Genomic DNA, 1,294 nt, shown 5'->3' with positions numbered 1-1,294 from the left:
GTCCCAACTGGGGGACGAAAGTGTCATTGGTCCTAGAGGCCACCCGTTGGTAGCGACAATGCATGGTGCACGAAGCCTACCAGTAGGCTCGATTATTCTCTGTAGCATGATTAGTGTCGAGTCACTCCCGACGGCAACACAGGATTTATACAGCTCGGAGCCCAACGGCCAGGCATAAAGAATTTGTCCGTCCCGTCCGAGTGCTCGCCGAAATCTTTGAGGATATTGGCAACGATAGGGTTTAATTTTTTCCTGTCGGAGAACCGGGACGAATTCGCGCGAGAGGAACCTCTGCAGCTCCTCATCAACATCAACTCGAAATGGATGTCGCCTAGCTTGCTGGGCATTGACGCGCGCTGCGTCCTCTGCTCTTCTATGCAAATCGGCTCGCTCCGCGGCCTTCTCCGCTGCTATCCGTCGCCTGAGATCATCTATTGACTCCACGATGCCCCCTATGTTTGAGATGGTGCGAAGTGTACGCGTATCACGAGCACCTGTCTGTCAGAGTCCCGTGAGAGGTTACTGGCTGGTCAGCTATCTCTTGATCGACAGTGACGGACGGCTACTTACACGGTGGCGGTGAGGGCCGGGGTGGTTTCGGGTAGCCACGGACGGCCCGGGGTGAGGCGGGCGAGGGCGTCGAGCATGCCGAGACGCACGCCCAGGTGGGAACAGGCCAACGGCCGCGGACACCGGCGCGGCGTGTTGCTGTGGCGGGTCAAGGCCAGCCTGCGGCTGCCGCCGCTGCGCGCGTTGTCCGACGGCTCGTACCGGACGGTCCTGGTCAACCCGAAGATCACCGGGAAGGCGCGGGACGCACTCGTCGCCGCGGCCCGGGCCGATGAGGCACTCGACCCGGCGAAGGCCCGCTACGCCCGTCTCGTCGAGTACGACGTGCCCGACCGCGACGGCGACGGGAAACACGAGATCATCGCCCTGCTCACCACCATCCTCGACCCACGGGAGGCGACCGCGACCACCCTGGCCGGGGCCTACCGGCACAGGTGGGAGCACGAGATCGGCAACAAGCAGCTCAAGACCTATCTACGCGGCCCGGGGAAGGTCCTGTGCTCGGAAGCATCCCGACACCGTCTACCAGGAGATCTGGGGCTACCTACCAGGCAGGGCCTCGGCAAAGTTGTCGGTTAGCAAGCAAGTTTCATGATCGTCTCTAGTGGGCGTTCGGGGCGGCGGGCGTGGTGACGGATTCCCGCGGCGATGTTCGTGACGCCGGTCAGGCGCAGGATCGCGATCGCGAGGTTGCGCAGGCTGGCCATGACCTGTGGCGCGTTAC

The 1,294-nt window shown here is 62.7% G+C and carries 1 protein-coding gene; it reads left to right on the top strand.

Annotated elements, in window-relative coordinates:
• Positions 1–645 precede the first annotated feature (645 nt).
• Complete coding sequence (locus AB1460_RS37540) at positions 646–1,149, top strand: hypothetical protein (RefSeq protein ID WP_368967326.1); 504 nt, start codon at positions 646–648, stop codon at positions 1,147–1,149.
• Positions 1,150–1,294 lie beyond the last annotated feature (145 nt).

It is taken from the genome of Parafrankia sp. FMc2 (genome assembly GCF_041008525.1).
Lineage (GTDB): Bacteria > Actinomycetota > Actinomycetes > Frankiales > Frankiaceae > Parafrankia.
The sequence above is the reverse complement of the archived record's forward strand: the minus strand, read 5'-3'. Positions and strand labels throughout refer to the sequence as shown.